The organism is Oscillatoria sp. HE19RPO, from assembly GCF_024220515.1.
In the GTDB taxonomy this organism is placed as follows: domain Bacteria; phylum Cyanobacteriota; class Cyanobacteriia; order Cyanobacteriales; family Laspinemataceae; genus Laspinema.
Window position 1 is genome coordinate 12791 of record NZ_JAMXOT010000073.1, and the last position, 18538, is coordinate 31328.

16 protein-coding genes are annotated in these 18538 nt (G+C 49.3%); 12 read left to right on the forward strand and 4 right to left on the reverse strand.

The window, feature by feature from the left end:
• Positions 1-396: 396 nt before the first annotated feature.
• Complete coding sequence (locus tag NG833_RS07610) at positions 397-2145, forward strand: mechanosensitive ion channel family protein (RefSeq protein ID WP_254564698.1); 1749 nt, start codon at positions 397-399, stop codon at positions 2143-2145.
• Between the two features lie 54 nt (positions 2146-2199).
• On the opposite strand, the gene NG833_RS07615 is transcribed toward NG833_RS07610, so the two are convergent.
• The gene (locus NG833_RS07615; RefSeq protein WP_254564699.1) at positions 2200-2907 is read right to left on the reverse strand and encodes a cyclase family protein; all 708 of its coding nucleotides are present in this window, start codon (positions 2905-2907) and stop codon (positions 2200-2202) included.
• 150 nt (positions 2908-3057) lie between these two features.
• Here NG833_RS07615 and NG833_RS07620 point away from each other — a divergent pair, with 150 nt between their 5' ends.
• Positions 3058-3468, forward strand: a complete 411-nt coding sequence (locus NG833_RS07620) for a hypothetical protein (protein WP_254564700.1) — start codon at positions 3058-3060, stop codon at positions 3466-3468.
• Between the two features lie 133 nt (positions 3469-3601).
• On the opposite strand, the gene NG833_RS07625 is transcribed toward NG833_RS07620, so the two are convergent.
• Positions 3602-4660, reverse strand: coding sequence for a DUF2157 domain-containing protein (locus NG833_RS07625; protein WP_254564701.1), 1059 nt, complete (start codon positions 4658-4660; stop codon positions 3602-3604).
• Positions 4661-4925: 265 nt separating this feature from the next.
• Here NG833_RS07625 and NG833_RS07630 point away from each other — a divergent pair, with 265 nt between their 5' ends.
• Both NG833_RS07630 and NG833_RS07635 read left to right on the forward strand, forming a co-directional pair.
• A complete protein-coding gene (locus tag NG833_RS07630) occupies positions 4926-5828 on the forward strand; it encodes an SH3 domain-containing protein (RefSeq protein WP_254564702.1) in 903 nt (300 codons plus the stop codon).
• A gap of 432 nt (positions 5829-6260) precedes the next feature.
• Positions 6261-6923 carry an SH3 domain-containing protein gene (locus NG833_RS07635; RefSeq protein ID WP_254564703.1) on the forward strand — a complete coding sequence of 221 codons (663 nt, stop codon included), beginning with the start codon at positions 6261-6263 and terminating at the stop codon, positions 6921-6923.
• Between the two features lie 90 nt (positions 6924-7013).
• Here NG833_RS07635 and rtcA read toward each other — a convergent pair whose 3' ends face one another.
• Entirely contained in the window at positions 7014-8036 is a 1023-nt protein-coding gene (rtcA, locus tag NG833_RS07640) for an RNA 3'-terminal phosphate cyclase (RefSeq protein WP_254564704.1), read from the reverse strand.
• Between the two features lie 69 nt (positions 8037-8105).
• Here rtcA and NG833_RS07645 point away from each other — a divergent pair, with 69 nt between their 5' ends.
• The 3 genes from NG833_RS07645 to NG833_RS07655 all read left to right on the forward strand — a co-directional run bounded on the left by NG833_RS07645 (position 8106) and on the right by NG833_RS07655 (position 13390).
• Positions 8106-8984, forward strand: coding sequence for a Tab2/Atab2 family RNA-binding protein (locus NG833_RS07645; RefSeq protein WP_254564705.1), 879 nt, complete (start codon positions 8106-8108; stop codon positions 8982-8984).
• Between the two features lie 137 nt (positions 8985-9121).
• On the forward strand, positions 9122-10435 hold the full coding sequence (locus NG833_RS07650) for a TldD/PmbA family protein (RefSeq protein ID WP_254564706.1): 1314 nt from the start codon (positions 9122-9124) through the stop codon (positions 10433-10435).
• A 252-nt stretch (positions 10436-10687) separates the two neighbouring features.
• Entirely contained in the window at positions 10688-13390 is a 2703-nt protein-coding gene (locus NG833_RS07655) for a chloride channel protein (RefSeq protein WP_254564707.1), read from the forward strand.
• A 61-nt stretch (positions 13391-13451) separates the two neighbouring features.
• On the opposite strand, the gene NG833_RS07660 is transcribed toward NG833_RS07655, so the two are convergent.
• Entirely contained in the window at positions 13452-14582 is a 1131-nt protein-coding gene (locus tag NG833_RS07660; RefSeq protein ID WP_254564708.1) for a cob(I)yrinic acid a,c-diamide adenosyltransferase, read from the reverse strand.
• Positions 14583-14702: 120 nt separating this feature from the next.
• Here NG833_RS07660 and NG833_RS07665 point away from each other — a divergent pair, with 120 nt between their 5' ends.
• The 5 genes from NG833_RS07665 to larE all read left to right on the forward strand — a co-directional run bounded on the left by NG833_RS07665 (position 14703) and on the right by larE (position 18521).
• Positions 14703-14987, forward strand: coding sequence for a hypothetical protein (locus tag NG833_RS07665; RefSeq protein ID WP_254564709.1), 285 nt, complete (start codon positions 14703-14705; stop codon positions 14985-14987).
• A 25-nt stretch (positions 14988-15012) separates the two neighbouring features.
• Positions 15013-15528, forward strand: coding sequence for a filament integrity protein FraC (gene fraC, locus NG833_RS07670; protein ID WP_254564710.1), 516 nt, complete (start codon positions 15013-15015; stop codon positions 15526-15528).
• Between the two features lie 125 nt (positions 15529-15653).
• Complete coding sequence (locus NG833_RS07675) at positions 15654-16643, forward strand: DUF5357 family protein (RefSeq protein WP_256555861.1); 990 nt, start codon at positions 15654-15656, stop codon at positions 16641-16643.
• Between the two features lie 145 nt (positions 16644-16788).
• Positions 16789-17562 carry an ABC transporter permease subunit gene (locus NG833_RS07680; RefSeq protein ID WP_254564712.1) on the forward strand — a complete coding sequence of 258 codons (774 nt, stop codon included), beginning with the start codon at positions 16789-16791 and terminating at the stop codon, positions 17560-17562.
• 119 nt (positions 17563-17681) lie between these two features.
• A complete protein-coding gene (larE, locus tag NG833_RS07685) occupies positions 17682-18521 on the forward strand; it encodes an ATP-dependent sacrificial sulfur transferase LarE (RefSeq protein WP_254564713.1) in 840 nt (279 codons plus the stop codon).
• Positions 18522-18538: the final 17 nt, after the last annotated feature.

Below are 18538 nucleotides of genomic sequence, written 5' to 3' on the forward strand. Positions count from 1 at the left end.
CCTGAAAATCATTTTCGGGGGTTTTTTTGCGGTGAAAATTCAAGGTTTGAGAAATCTTAAGAATTAATTAAACTGCACTTTTTTGAAAAAAAATCATTGCATCTTCAACAGAACCAAAAAGTAGTAGGTCCCAGCAGGAAATCAGCTATTTTCTCTAAAAACAAGAGCCGTTACAGCGGTGATCCGACCCCTTATGCTTGAGAGTAGTTGTTGCTACAATTACAACCACAACTATCCCGACTTGTTTCAAAGGTCCCCCTCAGCGGTGTGAACTTTAAACTACAAAAAGCGAAGGGATAACCCAGTCTGTTTTCCTCTAGGGAATGGCAAAATAAGGACAACTAAAATCGACTTTCGATGTCCGGTGAGTCCAAAATCAAGCCATTGAGCTTCCTCGTGAAACCAAGAAGAACCGTTAATCCCTCCCGAATTGGGAACTTTCAACCCCGGTTCAGGGCAACCATCATCCCCTTGCTTGCCCTGATCGGACTCCTGTCCCTAACTCCGATTCACAGTGCTGGAGCCACCGGAAACCTTTCCCCTCTGAAGTGGGTTGCGCCAGTGGGACAGTTCCAGGAGGCGATCGCCACGGTCCCACCCGAACCCTACATCGCCCAATTCCGCTCGGAATGGCTCAATCAGGAACTCCAACAAGCACAAGCTGCCGTGAGCTTGGATGGCAGACGCCTGTTCTTTGTCACTCGTGCAGGGGAATATCCCGCCGATGTTCGCGCCAACGTGATTGAAACTCAGCTCCAATCCGTTGCAGATTCGGCCATGCCCTTTGAACTAGAGGTGCGCGAAACGAATCAACTGCCTGCCATTTACCTCAACGATCGCCTCTTAGTCACCGTCACTGCCGGGGATACGGAGGATAACTTCACCCCCCAAGCTCAAGCTGAAGTTTGGATGCGGGATATTCAAGAGGCCCTAGAACAAGCCAGAAGAGAACGGCAGGGTCGATTTATCCAGCGATCGCTGATTCACGCCATTGCCATTATCATCGCCATCTTGGTCCTAAATCGCGGATTAACCCAACTGTGGCGACGGTATCGCCAACCCTTACGCGATCGCCTCAGAGGTACAAACTCCGAGGGAGAAACCGACAACTCCATCGGGGCGATCGATGTGTTATTCACCCTCCTCGGAACACTCTTTCGCATCGTCTTGGCAGGGGGGACCCTTCTTTATATTGCCAACCTCTTCCCCTTAAGCCGACAATGGAGCTACCAGATCACCACCGTCCTGATTACCTCCTTTACCACCCCCATTATCACCCTGACCGAACGCTCTTACAACGTCATCGATCTGCTGATGATCGCCGCGATGCTAATTGCCGTAGTCGCTGTATCCGGAATGGCAACCAATGCCTTGCGATCGCGGGTTTTGCGTCTCGCCGGACTAAATCGCGGTGCAGAAGAAGCCATCTCCATCATCACCAAATACTCCTTAATCATCATCGGCAGCGTCGTCCTTCTGCAACTCTGGGGACTAGATATCACCTCCCTCACCATCGTTGCTAGTGCCCTAGGTGTAGGGATTGGTTTCGGGTTTCAGGATATCGCCAAAAACTTTGGCAGTGGCATCGTTCTGGTTTTTGAGCGTCGCATTCAAGTCGGGGATTTTGTCGAAGTCGGGGAATATGTCGGCACTGTTGAGCGCATCGGGGGTCGCAGTACCACTATCCAAACCTTAGACCGGATTTTTATCATTGTGCCGAATTCCAAGTTTTTGGAAACCGAGGTGATTAACTGGTCCCACCGCAATCCCGTCTCTCGATTGCATCTGCCCGTTGGCGTCGCCTATACTTCTGATGTTCGCCAGGTCGAAAATGCCCTCTTAGATGCCGCCAAGGGACATCCCGATGTCTTGCTGGTTCCCCCACCCCGGGTATTTTTCAAAGGGTTCGGCAGCAGTTCTTTAGATTTTGAACTCCTGATTTGGATCTCGGAACCGAGTCAGCAGTTTGGGATTAAAAGTGATTTGTATTTCCGGATTTTCTCCTTGCTACACCATCTCGGGGTGGAAATTCCCTTTGCTCAACGAGATTTGCACGTTCGGTCCGGAACCTTGCCGGTGCAACTTTCCCCGGAATTGGAACAGGCATTATTGAAATGGCTCGATCGCAATGGACATCGGAATTAGAGGGAAATGTTGTGAACTCCTTGGGATCACCTCCCCTGAGAATACAGGCTATTTTCAAGGCAAAAATGCCAACACCGTAGCGGGAGAACCGGAACCCTGGACCAACTGCAACGGCGCGATCGCCAGGGTTGTTCCCGTGGGAGGCAACTGGTCCAAATTTGTGAGATTTTCCAGGACAATGCGCGGTTGTGCCAACACTTGCCGGTTGGTGGCAAAGGTGAAATCTTGTCCCCCATCGACTCCGTGTGTATCGATGCCTACGCCGCCAATTTGACGGCGATCGAGCAAAAATCGGCTAGTTTCTGGTGCAAACCCGGGAAAGTGCTGCTGGTTGATAAAGGCATCGGGGTCGGACCATTTGTTCTGCCAGCCGGTATATAATAAGACGACGGTCCCGGGAGAGATTTCTCCCTGTTGTGCTTCCCAGGCCAAGACATCAGCGCAAGTCAGGGTATAATCGGGATTCTCATCGGCCATCTCAGAGATATCGATCGCCACAGCTTTGACGATTAAGGATTCAGCAGCATAAGCCTCAATTCCTACTCCTTCGGGATAAAAACTATTGGGTGCATTCAGATGGGTGGCGCTATGTTCTCCCATCGAAAACCGGCGTAAATAATAGCCATCGGTTGTTAAGTTGGCGATCGCCTGGAACTCAACAGGAGGGTCTCCCGGCCATTGGGGGATATTCGGGGCGATCGGGTGACTCAAGTGAATTACTTGGGAATAATTAATTGTTTTAGGAGAAAATCGCGGGTTCATGGCAATGAATGGGGGTCAAATATTCTTGCTAATCATAAGCTATCAACAAAAATTTTCTTCAGGGTAACCGGATGGAGGGGGATTGTTTGAGATATAGTGACGAGCGATTGCGATCGCCAAAGTCAAAGCTGACCATTCAATGGACCAAAAATGGAGTCTATGCAAATCTCGACTTGGGTTACAGAACAATATGCAGAAACCTACTTGCTGACTTGGTTGCTCAGTCAGGGGGAATTGTGGTGGTGCGAGGGAGAAGTTTACCAAGCCACTATTTTTCCTGATGGCGATCGTCTCCAAGCCTTCGTCCAAGATAGCGAAGAGGACGAACTGATTCAACAAATTGCTCAAAAATTGACAGACAAAGCCAGTTGGGATAGAATAGCGACTTCATTAAACCGGATTTTCAAAATTTATCGACAAGAATTGATGCACCTCCCCGTGCTTCGTTACCAACAAGAGGCAAAACTAGAAAAAAACTCGGAAAACGGCAAGAGTCCGGCCCTACTCCAACCGGAATTTATTAATCCCTACGCGGACAGTCTAACCGGATTCAATGATTAAAAAAGCTGGATTAAATTCTGGAAAAACCTCTAGTATGCCGGTGCAATAAATGTAGAGGCGATTCGCGAATCGCCTCTACATTTAGGGTTTAATGTTAAAAATTGCATCAATCCTGGCTTAGATTTTTAAACAATCAGGAACGCCGACGAGGTAAAATATCTCGAACACTCATCGGCAGATTGCCCACTATCAATCGCTCGATCGCCTCCTCGTTGCGCTGATATTGAATCCCGGCATAAATCACCAACAGTCCCAACACCATGATAGTTAACGGAAACAACAAAGACCCCTGAAACGTTCGATAAGATAAATCATATAATAAATAGGAAACTCCTAGGGTTCCAAACACGATAAAAACCCGTCGATGCAACAAAACGGACAGCAAAATCAAGCCAATATTAATGAATAAATAGATCAAAGGATTCCCGTAGTAGCCCCTTCCCATGAAGCTCAGACTAAACCAAAACGACATCAAGCCAAATAAATAAAGCCAAAAGGCATAATCTTCTTCAATGCGACTTGTTTTGACATCCACCCAGTAGGCCACCATCAAACCAATTAATCCAAACCAGAAAAATACCCAATAATCTTGGTAGGACCACCAGGTTTGTCCGGTAGTATAAAAAACAATTACAGCAGTGAGATGAATGGATAAAAATCCTGAAGCTAAGGTAATCGGAGCCATCAAAAAAGGAAATTTTATAAATCTCAGGGTGATAATTCCGGCTAGAATAGTCCCTAATTCCATTAAAATAAAACTACTTTTTTCCTGAATAAAGTAGCTGGATTGACTGTCAAAAACATATTGGAAAAGCCATGATTCTGCCTGGGTTATCAATCCCAAAATAGCCAGGGGAGTCATGCAAACTGCAATGGTAAACAGGAGTCCACCCGGGATTTTTAAATTTTGCTTAAACCAGAGAGTTTGACCGGCCAAGATAAACAAAAAAGCGTAAAAGCAAGCTAAAAATAATAAACCCTTGCCCCCAAACTCCTCCCAAGCTAAACTCATAAACCAAGTCATCCCGGAAAGCACAATGAAGGCCCCAAAATAGTAAGCAACATTAGCGAAATTAAACTGAGGACGGTTGCTTGTCCGCTTTTGGAGTGCATTCCAAAGAGATTCTCCTTGTTCTGAGGAGAGAATTCCTTCCGAGACTGCCCAATCGATGTCCTTTTTTAAAATCTTCATAAAACTTGTGAAAGAAAGGGTAGATAGGTGGGTTATAACATAGATTCCAAAGAGAACCATCGGGAGCGGATGAGATGGCAAGATTGCCTTTGTAAAGGGGTGTAAAGTTCTGGCATCCCAACCGAAAAAGAGCCAAGAGTGGAAACATTATCCGGCCAAAAGCGATCGCCCTAAACTTGGGGAGTCAGCGCCACCACAGGTCCCCATTTGTGGCGATCGCTCCCTAAAATTAAAATAAAGTTTCGCAAGAGAAATCAGGATAGTGATGAAACCGTTAAAAAATCGGACCATTCTAGGGGTAGGACTGGGCCTCTGGGCGATCGCCTCCACGGGATTCCACCCCCCCGCCACCACCGCGCAATCCTCCTTACAACTGGCGCAGGCAACCGGCACCCTCTGTCGGCAAGTCACGGAACAACAGGGACTGGCAATCCGTTCTCAACCGAACCCCAACTCGGAGGCGATCGGAGGGGTCGGTTTTAATGAAACCCTAACTCTCTCTGCCGGTGCTCGCCAAATTCCCGGTCCCGATGGACGAGTTTGGTTTGAAATCACAGCACCTGTCCGGGGATACGTCTCCAACGGCGAACCCGGAAGTTCCGGCAATTTTGTCCCCTGTACCGGCACCGCCCTCACCCCTGGCCCCTCTCCCAACCTCGGCACCTCCCTCTGCCGTCGGATTGACCCCAATTTGGCCCCCCAAGGCATCAGCATTCATGCCGATGCCAACCGATTTGCCACCAATCGCGGTGGATTAGCACCCGGAGCTCAAGTTTTACTCGCACCGAATGCTCAACTTCTGCCGGATCAAAATCGTGAACCCCGGACTTGGATTGAAATTTCATCCCCAATCGTCGGATATATCCCCACGGAAAGCTTGGTCTACTGCAATGGATCCGTTTCTGCGAATCCCTTCAATCCAACTCCCGTAACCGCCAATCTCTGCCGTGAAGTAGAAGGTCGAGAGGCACCGAATGGATTGGTCATTCGCGCTGAACCCACCCGTTCTGCTGCCTCTTTAGGTGTGGTCCCCCCGAGAGCTCGGGTGAGTCTCATCCCCAATTATCAAATCCTCCGCGATCGCAACTCAGAAGCAAGAGAGTGGGTACAAATTACGAACCCGGTATCGGGGTTTGTGTCTACAGATAGTTTAATTATGTGTAAATAGGGGAGATGGGGAGGATGGGGGAGATGGGGGAGATGGGGGAGATGGGAATCTGAGTCGGTTCTTCCCCTGTTTGTAGTAACGACTTCAGTCGTTACCTCGTGACTTGGCTGAAGCCAAGTCACGAGGATGAGGGTGAGAAACGGCAGATCGGGGAAATGGAAACTGAAGTCGTTTATTCCCCCGTTTGTAGTAACGACTTCAGTCGTTTCCGGCTTTCCATCACCCCGCAAAAAAATTACCCAACTACAACTAAAAGAGTAAATGAATTGAGCTAAAAACCCTCCATCCAATGGATTAAACTATTTACCCTGTCATCCTGGCCAATTCCCGATATAAATCCCGGTAAAATCCTGAAAACTTTCCCATTAAAATCAAGAATTTCTACTAAAATTAAAACCTGAAACTGTTGGAATTGGAGACAAAACTCAACCCATGAAATTGTTAAATCTGTGGACAATCCCGATCGCCCTCCTGAGTGTCCTAACCAACACCCTTCCCCAGGCGATCGCCACTCCCCTGGCACAGGCAGAACCCCCTGATCTATGCCGTCGCGTCACGGAACGTCGGGGTTTAGCGGTCCACCGCACCCCAGACCCCAGTCAAACCCAAATTGGCGGCGTAGACCCTAACGCCACCGTGACGTTAGCGCCTGATGCCGAACCCATTGTCGGTTCCGATGGTCGCATCTGGATTAAAATCACGGCCCCTGTTGAAGGCTATATTTCCAATGGTCCCCCGAATAGTGGGGGCAATCTCGCCTACTGTTCCGGAAGTGCCAGACCCTCTCCACCACCCCCTGCAACCCCACCGACTTCTACCACCCCATCCCCGGTTTCCGAGACGCCTGAGATTCCCAATGGTCAGTTTTGCCGCCAAGTGAATGGATTGGTAACCCCCCAGGGTCTGGCGATTCGTTCTGCTGTTTCCGGTCCTTCTCAGTATCTCGGAGGAGTTCCCGCTAATGGACGAGTTCAATTGGTTGAAGATTACGAATATATTCCCGATCCAGGGGGAATCCAACGCTCGTGGGTGGAGATAGAAGCTCCAATTAAAGGGTTCGTTTCCGTGAATAGTTTGATTCGCTGTTTTAACTGATAATTTCGCCAAATTTAAATCTATTATAGTTAATCAGGGTGCATGATTTTACGGGATTGAGTTAAGGGCAAAACATCAAAGAAACATCAGCTATTGCGGGAAAACTGAGACTAGATTCTGGTCGGGATTAATCTCTATTTTGGCTAGACCAAATTGTTCGATGACTCCGGCATTGGTGGTTAAATGTAAAGAAATGGCTTGGGCATGATAGTGGGTGGGAGAAGTGGCTAAGGCGGCGGGTAATAATAATTGGTCCGCGAGATAGACATCAACAGCGGCACTGCTGTGATGGAATTGCAACAAGGCATCACAGGCGCGATCGGCGACTTGATCCGAGGGTAATCCCTGTTTTCCCAGGGCACTAAATCCAGCGATGCTATTGCTATAGTGCGCGGTTAGAAAGAGGCCCGCACCGGGAGCGATTCCTTTTTCTCGGGCGGTTTTGACCTGAACTTTCATTTGGGCCTCGCGCAAGCGATTTTCGGCACGGTTGGCCATGCGTTGGGGGATGTGAGAGGGGAGTTCAGTGACGGCAGCTAATCCTCGGACCTGTTGGAGTTTACCGCGTTCCTGGAGATTGAGTCCGCAGAGGGGCTGGCCCCCAGTGACCCGCAGTTCAATTTCGCCCCCACCTCGGGGATACCAGCCCCACTTGACTAAGGTAACTTCGGCGCAGACTCCCATGCGGGCGATCGCCGGTAAATAAACCTCCTGAATGTAGGGAAAAGTGGGACTAAAGGCTACATGGGTCCCCCCGCAGAGGGTAATCCGGGATTCTCCTGGGGTTAAGGCTAACGGCAGCAAAATCGTCTGTAGGACTAAACTCACGGACCCGGCGGTGGTCACATCAAACCGATAGTGACCCGGTTGAGGGGGGGATTGGGGAACGAATTCTAAAAATTGGGAACCGAGGGAGTCCCCGTAAACTTTGGCATTGCAGAGGGTCGCTGCGGCGCGGACCCCGGTGAGGTGTTGGGCGGCTAAACCAGGTTTGGGGCGTCCAGCGCGAATGCGATCGAGGGTAAGCGGAGTCCCCGTGAGGGTGGCGAGACTCAGGGAAGTCCGGAGGACCTGACCCCCACCTTCTCCAAACGAGCCGTCAATATGAATCATAGATCAACTCCAGTTAATGATACGATCGCTCATAGAGATAGTAGGCTGGGAAAACGGCGCAAAATATCGATGAGCAAAACGTGGGAACTAGATTTTTACTCCAAACCGATTCTCGATGAGAATGGCAAAAAGCGCTGGGAAGTGCTCATCTGTGAGACTCCGACTGATACCTGCTCCACAGAAGAGTTGTTGCGCTTTTCAAAATATTGTTCCAATAGCGAAGTCAATTCGATGTGGTTAGGAAATGCCATCAATGAAGCGATCGCCACTGCGGGCAAACCGCCGACACAGATTCGCTTTTTCCGTCGCCAGATGAACAATATGATCACCAAAGCCTGCAAGGATTTGGGAATTACCTCCAAACCCTCCCGGCGGACTGTCGCGCTATACCGTTGGTTGCAGGAACGGATGGACACGGTTTATCCCCTAGAAGAGGGGTTCCAAGGGGCCGGGTTAACCCCTTCGGTGCAATTTGAAACGCCGAAACCGGAACGCCTTCCCGATGCGCTACAGGGCGATCGCTGGGCATTCGTTACCTTGGAAGCGAGTAGCTTTGCAGAAATGAACGAATGGGATATTGGCTTTGGAGAAGCCTTCCCCATTTTAGGTGAAAAAAGTTTAGTGCCTCAGCTCACCCCTGAAACTATCATTCCGGGGATGATTGTCTTCTCAAACCGGGCGAAAGCCCTAGCGGGATGGATGTCAGGACTAGAGTTAGGGTTTTTGAAACCCGAACTGGAAGAACCCGGACAGGTGGTTTTAGAAACAGGGTTTAATGAGCGGTGGATTCTGGCGAATTTAACCGATAAAACCACTCGCGCCGAAGCGGCTGGATTTGCTGAAACCAAGGATAAAGCCCAAGGGGTGCATTTTTTAGCCATTCAAACGGATCCCAATTCTGAATCTTTTGCAGGATTTTGGCTATTACAGGAACTCAACTTAGCGTAAAGTTGTGAAGTGTGAAGTCTTGTCGCGTCCGCAACATCGGGTTGCGCTCTACAAGTGTGAACCGTTGGGGAAAGATATTTCTGATTTGACTCTAGCTGTTTCACCCTTCACCCTTCATCCTTCATCCTTGAATTCTCATGGGGTCTGAACATTTGCAAACAGAGGAACTGCCAGAACAGCTCTTAGATCTGGCAAAGCAAGCGGGGGCCGAGGCGGCAGAGGTGTTTCAGTCGCGATCGCACTCTCGCCCTGTTTATTTTGAGGCAAATCGTCTCAAACAACTCGAAAGTGCTCAATCTGAAGGCACGGCGCTGCGACTCTGGAAGAATGGGCGTCCGGGTTTAGCGGTCGCTTATGGGCCGGTAGACCCGAAATCCTTGGTGGACAAGGCGATCGCCTTGAGTACCTTGGCACAGCCGGAAACCATTGAAATGACAGACAACCGTTCCGCATCCTATCCCGATTTAGGGGAAATGGTGCCGGTGGAACAGTTGCTCGACTGGGGAAAAGAGGCGATCGCCTTGATTCGCGATGCCTACCCGGAAATTCTCTGCAATGGAGAATGGGATTGCGACAGCGAAACGACCCGCCTGCTGAACTCCAATGGTCTCGATTGTAGCTATAAAGACACCACTTTAAGTTGCTATCTTTCCGCCGACTGGATTCGCTCAGAAGATTTCCTGAGTGTATCCGACGGCCAAACCCAACGGGGACGCCTAGAACCCAGGGGAGTCGCAGGGCAAATTTTGCAGCGCTTAGGCTGGAGTCAGGACAATGCTCCGGCAATTAGTGGCCGAGTGCCCATTTTATTTACCGCTAAAGCGGCGGATATGCTGTGGGGAACGGTCCAGGAAGCCATCAATGGTAAGCGAGTCTGGGAGCAATCCTCTCCCTGGAGCGATCGCCTCGGTGCAGCGATCGTCTCTGAGTCTCTAACCATTTCCCAAGAACCGGATGCGGGGCCTTATAGTTGTCCTTTTGATGATGAAGGCACGCCCACCCAACGGATTATTTTTATTCAAAATGGGGTGCTCCAGCAGTTCTACAGCGATCGCACCACCGGAGGATTACTGGGAATCGGCACCACCGGCAACGGATTTCGCCCCGGTTTAGGCAGTTATCCCACGCCGGGTCTATTTAACTGGCTGATCCAACCGGGTTCTAAATCTTTAGCTGAACTAATTGCCGGATTAGATGAGGCGATCGTCGTGGATCAAATGCTCGGGGGTGCGACGGGAATTTCTGGGGATTTTTCCATTAATGTAGACCTCGGTTTCCGGGTCAAAAACGGCCAGGTCATTGGGCGCGTTAAAGATACGATGGTGGCTGGAAATGTCTATACCGCTCTTAAACAAGTCATCGATATCGGGGGGGATGCGGAATGGAATGGCGCTTGCTATACTCCTTCTCTGATTTTAGAGGGCCTCTCGGTTACGGGAAAAACCTATTAGATTTGATTGTTCTTTGTCATTGGTCATTTGTCCTTGATCCTTTGTCCTTTGTTGTTTGTCAATGGTCATTTGTTGTTTGTCATTTGTCATTAAACGAAAGAACCAATGACAAAGGACAATTGTCAATTGTCAATTATCAATTATCAATTATCAATTATCAATTCCTGCCTCCCAATGACCCATGACAAAGGACAGAAGACAAATGACCAATGACGCAAATTCCCTGACTTAAAACTCAGAGCAAACGAGATTATGTGGCTCCAGTCTCTTTCCTCGCATAGTTGGGTAGTGGCAAGGCTTAGAGCGTTTTTCCTGAGACCGAAACAGCTTGCTATGTTTGAAGCCTGTTTAATTGGTTTGGTCTCAGGACTGGCGGCGGTTTTCCTGAAACAAGGGGTGGGATGGTTAGGTGGATGGCGGATCTATGCGTCGTTTAATCTGCCTTCTTGGATTGGATTGCCGATGATTGGACTGATGGGAGGGGCGATTGCCGGATTTCTCGTCGAACGCTTTGCCACGGAAGCATCCGGAAGTGGCATTCCCCAGGTGAAGGCGGCCCTGGCTGGATTTCCGTTATCCCTCGATTTACGAGTCGCCTTCATTAAATTAATCACTACCGTGATCACAGTGGGATCCGGGTTGACCTTGGGGCGGCAGGGTCCAACGGTACAAATCGGCGCGGCGATCGCGGCTGAAATTGGCCGCTGGTTTCCCACCTCCCCAGATTACCGACGACAACTGATCGCGGCGGGTGCCGCCGCCGGTTTAGCTGCTGGATTTAATGCCCCCCTCGCGGGCGTTCTGTTTGCGGTTGAAGAACTCCTCCATGATATTTCCGCCTTCTCCCTAGGTCCAGCTATCCTCGCCTCCTTTATTGGGGCCGTTGTCTCCCGCATCCTGGGGGGAAAAAGTCTGGATTTGAATTTAAGTGCAGGGGGCTTTCAATCCCAATTCACGGCCCCAGAAATCCCGTTCTACCTGATTTTAGGAATTCTCTCCGGTTTGCTGGGGACCCTCTTCACCCAAGGCATTCTCGCGAGTCTGAAATTCAACCGGAAGGTGCTGCAAATACCCCTGCCTTGGCGCATGGGACTGGCGGGATTGATTTGCGGCGTGGCGATCGCCCTGTTGCCCCCGTTATTTCGCAATAATAGCGGCTTGCGGGAGTTCCTGATCACCGGAACTCCCACCGCTGGCGCTTCGGCGATCGCCTTCCTGACTCACTTTTGCCTGACCATCATTGCCGCTGGATCCGGCGCACCGGGAGGTTTATTCGCCCCTTCTCTGATTCTCGGGTCCGCCTTGGGATATCTAGTGGGCATTTGGGAATTTTCCATCCTCGATACCGGATTACCCACCACTTACGCCCTAGCAGGCATGGGGGCTTTTTTTTGTGCGGTCTCCAAAGCCCCCATTACCGCTGTTGTGATGATTTTTGAGATTACCACGGACTTTAATTTAGTCCTCCCCCTGATGATTGTTTCCGTGGTGTCTTACCTCGTCGCGGAAATGGCTGAAAGCGGTTCCCTCTATGATAAGTTACTCAAACTTAAGGGCATTGACCTCCAAGAAGACGCCACCCCGAATGCGATTCTAAGTGAGATTCGCGCGGCAGATGTCATGCAGCGCCGAGTGGAAACTTTAACCCCCGAAACCTCCATTGAGGAAGTCGTCCAGGCATTTTCCCGCTCTCATCATCGCGGATTTCCGGTCCTAGATGAGGGAAAATTAGTGGGCATGGTGGCCCAATCGGATTTGGCTAAAATCTCTAAGCTGAATTTACCCCCAGATACCATCCTGGAAAAGATTATGACTCCCCAGGCGGTGAAAGTTTCGCCTCGGGATACCCTGATGGAAGTGCTGTTTCAACTCAACCGCTACAATCTGAGTCGCGTGCCCGTCACGGAAGGCCGAAAGCTGGTGGGGATTATTACGCGCACGGATATCATTCGCGCCGAAAGCGATCGCCTCACGGGAAAACAGGGATTTGGACCGCACCCAGAAGCCTCCTATCTGGTCTATCAGACGCGATCGCCCGCCACAGGTCAAGGTCGCTTACTCGTCCCCCTGGCTAATCCGGAAACGGCCCCAGCATTGCTGCGCTTGGCCGTGGCGATCGCTCATCAGCGCAACTATGAACTGGAATGCCTACAAATCATTGTCATCTCCCGTCACCAATCCCCCGATGAAACCCCGGTCAAAACCATTCCCTCTCGTCGGTTATTGCGTCTTGCCGAACGCATGGGTCGGGATTGGAATGTGCCCGTGCATACTCAAGTTCGGGTAGCCCATGATCTGGCCCAGGCTATGCTGGAAACCATTGATGAGCGACATATCGACCTGGTGTTAATGGGATGGAAAGGCAATACCGGCACTCCCGGGCGGATTTTTGGGAATGTGGCGGATACCATGATTCGTCAAGCCCCTTGTGATGCGATTTTGGTGAAAATGGGCAAAACCTCCTTCCCCCCCTGGCGACGCAGGCGGGAAACCCAGCGTCACCGGAAGATTTCGGTCTCTCAGACCGGACTGGAGCGCCCCCTACCCCGTCCTCAGTCGTTTCAACGATGGCTGGTTCCCATTCGGGGTGGGCCGAGTGGTTTAGCTACGGTGAAATTACTGCCCGGATTGGTGTCGATGACTTCTAATCCTGAAATTCGCCTCTGTCAAGTGTTTGGGCCCGGAACTTATGGTGCCGATCAGGGGGTATTTGACCAGGCTCTGGCTTTTCTGGAACGGAAAGTCTCCTGTCCAGTGGTTTCAACGTCCCTCTGCGCTAACTCCGTTGAGGATGCGTTGATTGATTTGGCTCAAAAAGACCAATGTGATGTGATTGTCCTGGGTGCGAGTCGCGAAGGTTTACTGCACTCGGTGGTCAAGGGGAATATCCCCGAGGCGATCGCCCGTAATTGTGATTGTACGGTAATGCTGGTTCGCACCGGAACCGCTAGTTGATAATTGATAATTGATAATTGATAGTTGATAATTATCAATTATCAATTATCAATTATCAAATTTAGAAATCAACCCCGCGCTTGAGTTCTACCCCATGATTAGCATAATGTTTGTGACAGAAGACTTCTGAATGAACACTGGCTAACTCAAAGTAGGCCGGAATATTTTGACAGCGCCCGGTGATAATGATTTCGGTGTCTTTGGGTTTGCGGAGTAAAGCATCAACAATCGGTTGCACTTCCAGCAGTTCTAAGTCAACGGTGGGATTGAGTTCATCCAGGACAATGGTTTTGTAGAGTCCCGAGGCGATCGCCGATCGCGCAATTTCCCACCCCCGTTCTGCCTCCACATAGTCAATTTCTTTCTGTTGACCCCGCCAGACAATGGCATCGCCACCACAGCGCTGATGATCCACCAGATTGGGGTAACTGTGACGCAACGCGGCGATCGCTGCATCTTCCGTATAGCCACTTCCCCCCTTCAACCACTGCACAATCAGCACCCGATGGGACTGGTCCTGACTGATTCCCTTCCCGATCGCCTGCAACGCCTTACCCAAGGCACTGGTAGACTTACCCTTTCCAGCACCTGTATAAATTTCAATCCCATCAATGCCATTTTCTACCCCTCCGGCATGATAGTGGGACTTCATTTCCGAATGTAAATCCGCAATCTCCAATAAAGCTGGGGGTGTCGATCGCCCCGTGGCAATAATTTCCAGATGTTCTGGTTTCTGTTCCAGGGTACGAACCACCTCCTCGGTGGAGAGTAATCCTAAATCCAGAACTGGATTAATTTCGTCCAACACCACCACCGAATAGAGACCCGAGGCGATCGCCCCTTTTGCCACATCCCATCCCCGTTGCGCCTCCAGTCGGTCAAACCGAGTAATTTCATCCGGTCCAAAAAACTCCGCCCTTCCCGTGCGAACTTGATCGATCAGATGCGGAAAACCCCGTTGCAAAGCCTCGATCGCCGCATCTTCCTCATAATGCCGCGCCGGACCCTTGAGAAACCGCAACAGCAGCACTCTGCTTTGCAGGGGCGTATTAATGCCCAAGCCAATCGAACGCAGCACGACTCCAAGGGCCGCCTGGGATTTCCCCTTTCCCGCGCCATCATAAACGTGAATTTGACCTACGATGCGCTCGTGGGAAACCGCCGTGCGAATGCCGATGCCAGTTCTTGTCATAGCTCCTTTGTATTTTATGAATGCCTTCTCCTCTTATTATCAGAGTTCTCGTCCCCTTTTCCCTAATTCACAGCAGATTGGAGGATGGGGGAGATGGGGAGGATGGGGGAGATGGGGAGGATGGTCCAAGTTTGTAGTAACGACTTCAGTCGTTTCCGGATCGTTTGTAGTAACGACTTCAGTCGTTGCTATCGTGTCATGGCATACGCCATGACACTCACACTGAGCGGCTTAAGCGCCTGTTTGGGGACTGGGTGCGATCGCCTCCAATGGGGCGTTACTTGGCGGATGCCAAGTAACGCGGTAACGACTGAAGTCGTTACTACAAACATCTCCCCCATCTCCCCAATCTCCCCAATCTCCCCCATCTCCCCCACTCAACCCCCTCCCAGTCAGGTAGAATAGGCAAGATTAGGAGTCAATAGCCACTATGGTTTTTCCTCTGCCGACTATTTTGCTTCAAACCTTTATTTTAACAATTTCAGTCGCCATTGAATCGTCTGTATTTTATGCTCGCTGTCAAGTTAGCCGGAAAACTAGCGTTGAATATGCCCTATCCATTAATTTAATTTCCACTTGTGTGGGATGGATATTTTTCTTCTATATCGAACCTTTTCTTTCCCCCACCCTCAAAATCAAACTCATTACCTATGTTTTTTTGAATCAATTAGGAGAGGGCAGTCTTTCTTTAATTTTTGGAATTGGCTTTGTTTTATTCTGGGCCAACTTTGCTATCAAACTCATTAGTTTGAATTTATTCAATAAAATCATTGACTCCGCTTATCCGCTCAAAACAGAAGCTGAAGTTGACTTAGAAGAAGATGCGAGATATTACACTCGCAAAATTAAAAAAGCCCCTGAACGACGACAAGCAATGGCTGTTTTATGGGGTCATTCCTATAGTCATAGCGTGATTTTATTAGTATTATGGTTAAAAGACTTTTAAAATCTAAGTTCAGATTACACCAGATAGGGTAATCGGCAACTAGAGCCTGGAATAATCACCAAACCAGGCATCAATATACCCTGAGTAGCTTCTGGCTCCTATCCTCCACCGTTTCATTGGCTAAAATGCTCAAATACTGGATCGATAGATTAAGACCTCCCCGACCCTTTTGTTGGGAAACCTTGATTTTATTAAGCATATTTTCTGGGTTGCTCTCTGTCTTTTCCTGGCTACTGGTTCCTCCGGCTTTGAATGCCTATCATTTTACCCATACGGGATTCTTGATATTTTTTGTGCTGGGAACAGCTTGGTGGCAATGGGAACGACCGATAACAGTATTGGGCATCAAGATCGGTCCTTGGATTGTGGGATTGCTACTTAGTATTCTCTTGTTAGATGACTTACCCGAGAATTGGCGACATCAAGGGATGATTGTCACCTGGCCCTTGTTGACTGCTTCGGTGCGGTCCGTGCCTAAATTTTTTAGAGGGCAACTCTTACCCAGTTGGCCTCCTATTTCAATGCTGAAAGAATTAACGGTGATGTTTTTATTTCATGTTTTGATTAGTTTATGGTTGCAATTTGGATTTTTACTAAATCAGTGGATGATAAATTATCCGAGCTTATTAACGGAGGATTTAACCCGCAGTTCATTCGCAATTTATCGGGGAATTGAAGCGCCGGAAATCCCCCAAGGAAATATCCTGATTAACGAGATGGAAGCTTTCCTCCGGGAACAGATAGAGGGGCAACAGTTGCCCAGAGTGGATCAAGTGATTTCAGGATTGCTAGAAAACCGGATTGAGATGGATAAAACGGTTAAAAAAAGGTTACCGAATATTGAAGAAAATCAATGGTGGGAACTGCGGGGAACGGTGATTCAGCGTCAGGCTGGATATGGTATCACCTTATTCGCGATTTGGACAGGGTTGCCCTTAACCGGGGAGGAATATTACCTGGAAAAATCCTGCGAAATTTCTCGAACCTTTCGGCAACCGGAACCCGCCAGCAGTCGCCCTCCGGCAGAGGCGTTAGATCGGGCACAGATGGAGTGCGGACCCACGAGCGATCGCAAATCCGGACCCATCCCCTTACTCGGACAAGGTTTCGATTAAAATAGAAAGAGAGAGGCGATTCTCGGCGGCTAGATTGACTGGGCAAAGTCCCGGGATTTTTCTATTGCATTTTAGCCCCTATGCCTTTAAAATTTGCTCATAGCAAAATCGAGAAAAGTTGAAATTGAAGCGAGGAGGTGTCTTGGTGAACCCAGGCAGAACGTTAGCGATCGCCAACAATGTCTTTTGGGAAGTGATTCGCGCTCGCGTCCTCTATTTTATCATGGTGTTTGGGTTATTTTTTATCGGGGCAATGCGCCTTCTCCCAGAATATGCTGTTCTCACTGAGGACAAAATTCTGCTGGATTTGGGAATTGCGGCGATCGGCTTTTTGGGATTAATTGTTGCGGCATTTGTCGGAACTGCACCGATCCAAAATGAAATCGAAAATCGCACGGTTCTCGTCTTGCTGGCTAAACCCATTAGTCGTGCTGAATTTATCGTCGGCAAACATCTCGGACTCTGTGGTGTTCTAGCGGTCCTGATTACGGTGACGATGGCGTTGTATTTAGGGTTGATGAGTTTATCTCAGATAGATTATCCCCTGTTGAGTCTGCTCGTTGCGGCGTTTTATCTATTTTTAGAACTGTCGTTACTCACGGCAGTGGCGATCGCCTTAAGTGTCTTTACCAGTTCATTACTAGCAACCCTCCTGACTTTTGCCGTTTATGTCATGGGACACCTGAGTGAGGATATTGTTCAAGCCGGTGAACTGAGTAAAAGTCCCACGGTTGAAGCAATTACCCGAGGGTTATATTTAATCTTACCTGACTTATCCCGGTTAGACCTCAAAAATCAAGCGGTTTATGGGATATTACCCGATGGGGGGACCTTGGTTCTCAATTTCATTTACGCCTTATTTTACATCGTGCTCCTGTTGGCGATCGCCAATTTAATCTTTTCTCGACGGGAATTTTAAACCGGCATCTTTCTCTCCTGTCCTAGGGGTTCGGTCTTCTGGACAATGCAACCCTTTTTCTAACGCCGGTATCGCCTCCAAATTTGACTCTGTGACCCTTTGTTTAACTTCAACTCCTCATGCAACAACTTCAACAACTCGAACAACTTCAACAAATTTTTCAAGAAATGGACCGGGCATTAATTGCCTATTCCGGCGGCATTGATAGTACCTTAGTCGCCAAAATTGCTTACGATACCCTGGGAGAGAAAGCGTTAGCCGTGACAGCGGTTTCCCCATCTCTGCTTCCAGAAGACTTAGAAGATGCCCGGATTCAAGCGGCAGAAATTGGCATTGCTCATGAAGAAGTCACCACCCAAGAAATGGCGAATCCCAATTACACTGCTAATCCCGTGAATCGCTGCTATTTCTGTAAAAGTGAACTCCATGATACCCTCAAACCTTTGGCGATATCTCGGGGATATCCTTATGTGGTAGATGGGGTGAATGGGGATGATTTGCATGACTATCGCCCGGGGATTCAAGCGGCGAAAGAACGAGGAGCGCGATCGCCTCTTGCGGAAGTCGGACTCACCAAAGTTCAAGTGCGTCAACTGGCGAAATTCTTAGACTTGCCTTGGTGGGATAAACCCGCCCAACCCTGTTTAAGTTCTCGCTTTCCTTATGGGGAAGAAATTACTGTAGAAAAGCTCCAAAGAGTGGGTCGCGCCGAGCGTTATTTGCGAAAATTAGGACTCAAAAATCTCCGAGTTCGGTCCGAAGGAGACAGCGCCCGAATTGAATTACCCCCGGAACAAATCAAGGAATTTGTTTTAATTACGGACTTGCCTGCTTTAGTGGCTGCCTTTCAAGAGTTTGGGTTTATTTACGTTAATTTAGACCTAGAAGGGTATCGCAGTGGTAAACTCAATCAGGTCTTAAGCCCCGAGGTGTTGGCAAAAGCACCGGCAGGGGTATAGACGACTACTGCGGGGGT

What these genes read in the sequence shown, in the direction of transcription:
- larE (WP_254564713.1), top strand. Translation starts at nt 17,682, where the DNA reads ATGCAACAACTTCAACAACTCGAACAACTTCAACAAATTTTTCAAGAA.
- NG833_RS07650 (WP_254564706.1), top strand. Translation starts at nt 9,122, where the DNA reads ATGGGGTCTGAACATTTGCAAACAGAGGAACTGCCAGAACAGCTCTTA.
- NG833_RS07630 (WP_254564702.1), top strand. Translation starts at nt 4,926, where the DNA reads ATGAAACCGTTAAAAAATCGGACCATTCTAGGGGTAGGACTGGGCCTC.
- fraC (WP_254564710.1), top strand. Translation starts at nt 15,013, where the DNA reads ATGGTTTTTCCTCTGCCGACTATTTTGCTTCAAACCTTTATTTTAACA.
- NG833_RS07635 (WP_254564703.1), top strand. Translation starts at nt 6,261, where the DNA reads ATGAAATTGTTAAATCTGTGGACAATCCCGATCGCCCTCCTGAGTGTC.
- NG833_RS07675 (WP_256555861.1), top strand. Translation starts at nt 15,654, where the DNA reads ATGCTCAAATACTGGATCGATAGATTAAGACCTCCCCGACCCTTTTGT.
- NG833_RS07665 (WP_254564709.1), top strand. Translation starts at nt 14,703, where the DNA reads ATGGTCCAAGTTTGTAGTAACGACTTCAGTCGTTTCCGGATCGTTTGT.
- NG833_RS07655 (WP_254564707.1), top strand. Translation starts at nt 10,688, where the DNA reads ATGTGGCTCCAGTCTCTTTCCTCGCATAGTTGGGTAGTGGCAAGGCTT.
- NG833_RS07625 (WP_254564701.1), bottom strand. Translation starts at nt 4,660, where the DNA reads ATGAAGATTTTAAAAAAGGACATCGATTGGGCAGTCTCGGAAGGAATT.
- NG833_RS07615 (WP_254564699.1), bottom strand. Translation starts at nt 2,907, where the DNA reads ATGAACCCGCGATTTTCTCCTAAAACAATTAATTATTCCCAAGTAATT.
- NG833_RS07645 (WP_254564705.1), top strand. Translation starts at nt 8,106, where the DNA reads ATGAGCAAAACGTGGGAACTAGATTTTTACTCCAAACCGATTCTCGAT.
- NG833_RS07620 (WP_254564700.1), top strand. Translation starts at nt 3,058, where the DNA reads ATGGAGTCTATGCAAATCTCGACTTGGGTTACAGAACAATATGCAGAA.
- NG833_RS07660 (WP_254564708.1), bottom strand. Translation starts at nt 14,582, where the DNA reads ATGACAAGAACTGGCATCGGCATTCGCACGGCGGTTTCCCACGAGCGC.
- rtcA (WP_254564704.1), bottom strand. Translation starts at nt 8,036, where the DNA reads ATGATTCATATTGACGGCTCGTTTGGAGAAGGTGGGGGTCAGGTCCTC.